This is a genomic window from Novipirellula sp. (assembly GCF_041583735.1).
Classification (GTDB): Bacteria; Planctomycetota; Planctomycetia; order Pirellulales; family Pirellulaceae; genus Novipirellula.
Map to the genome: position 1 here is coordinate 1 of NZ_JBFHFD010000526.1, position 6,107 is coordinate 6,107.

7 protein-coding genes are annotated in these 6,107 nt (G+C 53.3%); 6 read left to right on the forward strand and 1 reads right to left on the reverse strand.

The window, feature by feature from the left end:
* Positions 1-383: 383 nt before the first annotated feature.
* Complete coding sequence (locus tag ABX962_RS27390; RefSeq protein ID WP_372724187.1) at positions 384-770, reverse strand: hypothetical protein; 387 nt, start codon at positions 768-770, stop codon at positions 384-386.
* A gap of 539 nt (positions 771-1,309) precedes the next feature.
* Here ABX962_RS27390 and ABX962_RS27395 point away from each other — a divergent pair.
* The 6 genes from ABX962_RS27395 to ABX962_RS27420 all read left to right on the forward strand — a co-directional run.
* The gene (locus ABX962_RS27395; protein ID WP_197453053.1) at positions 1,310-1,861 is read left to right on the forward strand and encodes a DUF4303 domain-containing protein; all 552 of its coding nucleotides are present in this window, start codon (positions 1,310-1,312) and stop codon (positions 1,859-1,861) included.
* 103 nt (positions 1,862-1,964) lie between these two features.
* Positions 1,965-2,687, forward strand: a complete 723-nt coding sequence (locus ABX962_RS27400) for a hypothetical protein (protein WP_372724189.1) — start codon at positions 1,965-1,967, stop codon at positions 2,685-2,687.
* A gap of 7 nt (positions 2,688-2,694) precedes the next feature.
* A complete protein-coding gene (locus ABX962_RS27405; RefSeq protein WP_372724191.1) occupies positions 2,695-3,372 on the forward strand; it encodes a hypothetical protein in 678 nt (225 codons plus the stop codon).
* Positions 3,373-4,068: 696 nt separating this feature from the next.
* Positions 4,069-4,536 (forward strand): hypothetical protein, encoded by a 468-nt coding sequence (locus ABX962_RS27410; protein WP_372724193.1) that lies wholly within the window; start codon positions 4,069-4,071, stop codon positions 4,534-4,536.
* Positions 4,537-4,678: 142 nt separating this feature from the next.
* Entirely contained in the window at positions 4,679-4,957 is a 279-nt protein-coding gene (locus ABX962_RS27415) for a hypothetical protein (RefSeq protein ID WP_372724195.1), read from the forward strand.
* An 838-nt stretch (positions 4,958-5,795) separates the two neighbouring features.
* The coding region (locus tag ABX962_RS27420) for a hypothetical protein (RefSeq protein WP_372724197.1) at positions 5,796-6,107 on the forward strand (312 nt) is incomplete at its 3' end.

Here is a 6,107-nt window from a genome sequence, read left to right on the forward strand (position 1 = left end):
CTGCAAGCGATTAGCAATCGCAGCCAGCAATAATCGCGACAACCAGCATCACCAAGTCCCGACAGGGACGGCATGCTGCAGCCCACGGCCTAAGCCGTGGGTTACGAAAAAATCGAGCATGAAAAGCCCCGAAAGGGGCGACAGGAAACGCAGCGTCCATCACCGGTCACTGCCACCATCCGCCACCTCTCCCTGTGCGCAGCACGGGAGAGGTCGGACGGGCCCCTTTAGGCCTCGTCCGGGTGAGGGCCCCGCCGCCAGCTCCCTCGCCCCGCGCATCAATCCCGCGTCCGGTCCCACTAGCCCCACCCTCCGGTAGTGGATCTTGTCAAAGATCCCACCGCACTGAATTCTTAATCTTAATCGTACTCTTAATCCTAATCTCACCCGAGCAACCCGCTCTCCGCCGCCAGCAAAAACGCCGGTTGCTCGGACTTATTTGAACAGGAGCAAGCAGAGGAAACAGAGTCACAAGCCACCGCTTTCACCGTTCCCTCCCTTATCTCCTGTTCAACGATTTCCTCCATTGGTGACCAGCCGTAACCTGCATTCATTTTAAAATTTACACTTATCAATCTCTCCCCCTCCCTCGCAATCTCCACCTCCGCCGAAACTCCTTGCTTTGTTTGAATCTCCACCGGCCCCCTCGCCCCACCAACCCACCGATCTTCATCGGCAGCCCACCTGCAAACGGCCACCATCATCCTTCTGCTCAGGCGGCGAATGAAAAACTCAGGGAATTCGCTTGCAACTGCTACTGGGATCGCCAATAATCCGTTCTCGCTATTGCGGTGGACCTCAGCGGAGTGCCACCCAAGTAACCGAAGGTGCACGTAGCACAGGCTGCTAGCCTGTTACCAGCATCTCTGCCAATGTGGGATAGACTTCCAGTCGCGTTATCATTCGGCCCCCACTTCAATTTACAACTGTCAATTTAATCATTCTAATCCTGCCCCATCCTCCCTTCGTGGCCGCCTCCCGTCACGCATCCGTAATCCAGCGGACGGACGACCGCAGGTGTAGCCATTTCGGCTCTCACTGTAGCATCCACCGCCGTGCTGGGCGAGTGCGTAGCGACCGCGTAAACCAGGTTCGGTCGTTTACCAGGAATCCGCGATAGGGCGGCGTTTTTTCCTCGAGTTCCAACACCGAAATTTTCGTCGTCGCTCCGATGTTGCCGAGTGATATAACCCAAACCACTGGACTCACCGAGTGATATAAGGTCGAATTCGACTATATCACCCAACTGACCCGGGGTTAAAAAGATAGTTACCCCTGCAAAATCGAAATACTGCACGGACCAAGCTTCATGCAAACAGAACTGAGATCAGACTTAGACGACTGGAAGAAATCATTTCGGGACGAGCTGTCGAGTCATCTCGCGACGCTAGTCTTGGATCAAGACATTTATGGATTCGCGATCGAGCCGTCAGAAGACCTTTCGAGTATGCATTTCATTACCTGTGTTGGTCGTGAATCGAATCTCAAAGGCGAAGTTTCTGGTTCGAGGGCTTGGTTGGATAGACGATACTGTCATGTGGAGTGGGATGGCTATCTGCCTCCGTCTGACTTTGGTGGGTCTCTCGAACGGCTTAACGCGATTTCGGAGAAGTACCATAACTTGCTAATTGATTCCGACACATGTGAATTCACGGAAGACGGAAATGAGTTCCGTGACACGTGGTATGCCGAGATACTTGCCGTAATGATCGAACTCGACAAGAACGGGTCCTTTGGAAAAATCTGGTTTAAGATCATCAGCTTCTCTGACTTCGATCATCCAATTCAAAAAGAGTCGTTCACTCGTCTCAATCGTGACAGAGCATTGAATGACGCGGAATCGTTGTTTGACATCGGATGACGGGGTAACAATCCGATGGACCGAAGCGGGGGATCGGCCGCTTCCTGATGGAAAGTTTACTTGCCCCCGCTCGGTCATCGGTGGCGTTACCCGACTAAACACGATGCTCTCATCCGACACATTGTCCAACTACGTTTCGACACCGCTAAGCGATGCGGAAATCGCTGCGGTCGAGAAGGCGTGTGGTCGTGCGTTACCCGATGACGTGCGTTCGTGGCTGGAAACCGTTGGCGCTCCGCAGAACGTCTGCTACCGCTTGCCCGAGAATGCCGACCGTTTTGCGACAATGCAACAATCGATGCCCGGCGACACGTTCGCCTTCGCAACAGACGATGATCTGGACGCTGTTTTCGCGGTTGGCCCCCAAAACACCGTTCTGCAGTTCGTCTACGGTCAAGAACAACCTGTCGATACGGGAACAACGTTTTGGGATTACGTCAACCAAAACTTGGCTGAGCCATTTGGGGACATCGAAATGGCTTGGCATACGCAACTGTCGTTTTCAACCGACAGAGAAGATGAGGTGATCGCGCTGCTTTCGCGGGCGTTCTCACTGACCGACTTTGAGGGTTGGGCGTATATCGACACGTCACCTGCAGACGTTGTCACGCATCACAACAACTGCACTTCGCCTCACGGTTCTACATTCGTATCGCGTCAGACCTGTCATGGTTGGACTACTCCAATTTGCTACTTCAACTACAAGATAGCTTTGGATGACATCCGGAGCTTGAAATCCACCTTCCGTCACCTTGATGGTGCGTCAGTTGGCTTCAAACTCATCGACTACGGAATCCTCCCCTTCGACCTCGAAAACGACGGGTAACAAAGGCATGAACGCGGAGCCGCCGACAGCGCGTTTTCTAATGGAAAATCAATCGCGACGGCCCGGTTATGCCGGTCGTTATGTGCCCGGAGACTCCTCGGTGCTTGGACAATTCCTCGATCAAATCCGGGACTATTACGTCAGTCGTTTCATTGACGCGATCAACGAGCACTCCGGCACTGACGGCGTAACGGTTACGCATGAGCCCGCATTCTGTAATGCAGATGGTGACGTCGTCACTGAAGGTGAACTTGCACTTCCATCGCGTGGCGATCTGCTCGTAATCCGTAACGGCGCTGTGTCCGATTCACTCCGAATCGACACTGAAGGAATGTTGTCCTTCGAATCTATCGCGTTTGATTGGCCGGCAAATAGACTAAACGTTGACTTGCGGCCGTTTCAATGGAATTGGATGCAATTGCGGATCTTCGGCTTGAAAACCAATGCTGATTGGACACCGATTCGCGACTGGTTCATCCGTTGGTTCCAAGAAAAGGATCCCGCTGATGATGAGTTGCTCGGCGGGGTTCACTTTCTGTCCGATCCTGAAGATGGGCACGATTACTCACAGGTGTCGATTGACCTTGGCACGGCTCCTGTCAAATCGTTCGAAGAACTGCTCGATGCACTCGGTCAACTGGGCGCGGATCGTGTACAAATTGGACAGTTCAACGAAGGCACATAACAACCGGAGCCGCGGGCCGCGCGGTTTCTGAAATCAACGTTGGTTGGCCGCGGCCCGGTTAACCGAGTCGTTATCCGAAAGGGAAAGGCAATGCGAAAACGGCTTCCCAAGACATTCACAGTGCGCACCTTACTCGCGACTGTTTGTGTGGCAGCCGTTGCAACTGCTCTTGTGACAACACCATCGCGGAACGCCGCTGCACTGTGTGACTTGATCGCTGACGCCAGGGTGATTGGTGGGGATCGAAATCTCCAAGACGCGCTGAGCCAATTCAACATGCGAATCGAAGACGGAGGTTCACCAATACCGGTGCACGCTTTTGGATTCAAAACTACGGTTAGAACTCCAACTCTAGAAGATTATTTACGGTTACAGCATCCAATTGAGGTTCAGTTCACCACAGACCCTATTCCATCTACAGCGCCCGGACGAACCGTTCGACATTTTATCAACTACAATGTAAACCTCTTTAAGAGGCTTCACGAGACCGAGCGGTCTGAGATGGTTGTCAACGAACGCTAGATGGGAGTATCGGTTGATTGTTGGTATCGTGCGAAGCAAAAACGCGGGGTAACCAATCGGATGCACTACGAGTCGCCGAGTCGTGTTTGTTGAAGTGGAGGATCGCTCGCGGCGACCGCGTGATCCGTATCGTTGCGCCAGCGATTTGAACGCGACACACCCACGCTCAACAACTTGAACCGCATCTCTCTATTCACGCTTTGCTTCGCGGTCGCTGCTTTTGCTGCCTTCTTCACAATGGTCGTGATGGGTGCCCGCCAGCCTGATTCGATCGCAGGATGGCTGGTCGAATCGCTTGGCTGGTTTTACGGAGTAGCGATCTATGGAACGGGCTCGTTTGCACTCCTCGTCGCACTTGCTCAACTACGCAGACCCTGCTCGCCGGCGTCCGCAGCGTGCTTGATCCCGCTTACGTTTATCCCCGCGTTTATCGGTGTGATAGGGCTGCTCCACAACTACATCTACATGAATCGAGTGATCGCGTCATCTCCCTCATACCCGAAACATGACGCCTTGGCTTATGGACATGCATTTTCATTGACTCCGCTTCTCGTCGGCATGTGCTTCACAACGGTCGCTTTCGCTATACTGAGTTTTTCGCTGCTTCATCGCTCTCTCAAGGACGCGCGTGAGCCAACCTGACAGAATGGCGTAACCACGCGATGGACACGGAGTCGCGGAGTCGCGGAGTCGTGTTTTTTGAAGTTGATGCTCGTTCGCAGCGGCCCGCTGATCACATCCGTTCGTCGAATTAGATTTCTCCCCCTAACCTGAGACTCAAAGAATGATTCTGATCGCTCAACTCTCGCCGCTGGGCACGATTGGTTTGTCGCTCTTCGTTGGATTTCTTAGCCTTGGAATGATTGCGAGCGGACAGGCTTCGATTACCACAAAGACAGCGAAGGCGCGAAAGCTTGAAAAGCTGATGGCAAACGACAATGGTCAATTGGCTGGTGGGGGGGCAGTATTGAAGGGCTACATACTTCTTGTTGGCGGTTTGGGATTGTGTATTCTTTCAGTTCTCGCATTTACTGTGGGGGTTTACCGAATGTTCTTCGCCTGATCTGGAGCTGTCAGAAAGCCAGAGATCGGGTGAATTTTGTGTGTCGAAATAGGAGTGTAGGACCAGAAACAAAACTAGAGGTTTGAGACCCCCTCGGTACATCATAAAAGCGACCTGACGGAAGTAGGCATCCAGCGATCGGATTTGCGGCCTCGACGAACCATGTGATGAACGGGAGTTGCGGGTACTGCCGTTCCATGAGTTCGATACATTTGGCCGCAACCCCGTGATCACTACCGTTCGCCGAATGGATTCGGTGCGATCGCAATTGTGCCATGATTCAACAACACACGGTATGGACCAAACTGTCAGCTTTCAGGTTGCTGTTCGCCGTGAATCTTGGCGCTGTTGTTGGGTTCCCTCTCCTTCTCTTTGTTGGCCGGTATGGTGCTGTGAACGGGCTTGACCTTGTTCTTGTTGCCGCGACAATTTGTGCTTGGATACTCATGCTTTTCATTCCTGTGTCACTCGTCGCTGGTGCGATTTGGGGTGGCCTAGCGCGAGATTCAACACTTCGCTCTAGTCCATACCGGCTTGCCCACTTCGCGTTGCTATTTACTTGTTGTATATCGGTAATCGCCCTGCCATGGATTGCGGAGGTGCTCGATGGTGTTGCAGACCGGTGGATTGGACCATAATCGCGGCGAACCAGAGAATTGCACGGGAGTGGCGGTGGCCGCGCGTTTCGAAATGGATGATCAAATCCCGCCACCCCGTGAATTTCAACGTTCTTGCACAGAATCGTACTCGTACTCAGGGCGCAGCCCGGTACTCGTACTTGTACTCGACACCAGCGTTGACGAATACGTAGGGCATCACCGCCCAGGACGATGCTGCGATGCAAGCAATGCTGCACCAAATGGTTGCGATGGTGCGCTGCATGGCGACCGAATCTGATGGTTTCGTTGAGCCCGAGGCGAGGCACCCTACTGCAGTCGAGTACGAGTACGAGTACGAGTACGAAATCAGGTCACGCTGTCCGCCGATCGTCGCTGGTGTGATCAATCGTTTGTTGCTCGGTCGCGCTTCGGCCGGTATCCTGGAGGTTTGCGGAAACGATTCGATTGGTGAGTTGTCCGCCGCACAAGCCCATTGCAAGAACCAATCGATGGTACCGAGCGGCAGTGGAATCCGGTTTGGTCTGCTTGCA

Coding starts and splice junctions, on each gene's coding strand:
- ABX962_RS27395 (WP_197453053.1), top strand. CDS start 1,310: ATGCAAACAGAACTGAGATCAGACTTAGACGACTGGAAGAAATCATTT.
- ABX962_RS27400 (WP_372724189.1), top strand. CDS start 1,965: ATGCTCTCATCCGACACATTGTCCAACTACGTTTCGACACCGCTAAGC.
- ABX962_RS27405 (WP_372724191.1), top strand. CDS start 2,695: ATGAACGCGGAGCCGCCGACAGCGCGTTTTCTAATGGAAAATCAATCG.
- ABX962_RS27415 (WP_372724195.1), top strand. CDS start 4,679: ATGATTCTGATCGCTCAACTCTCGCCGCTGGGCACGATTGGTTTGTCG.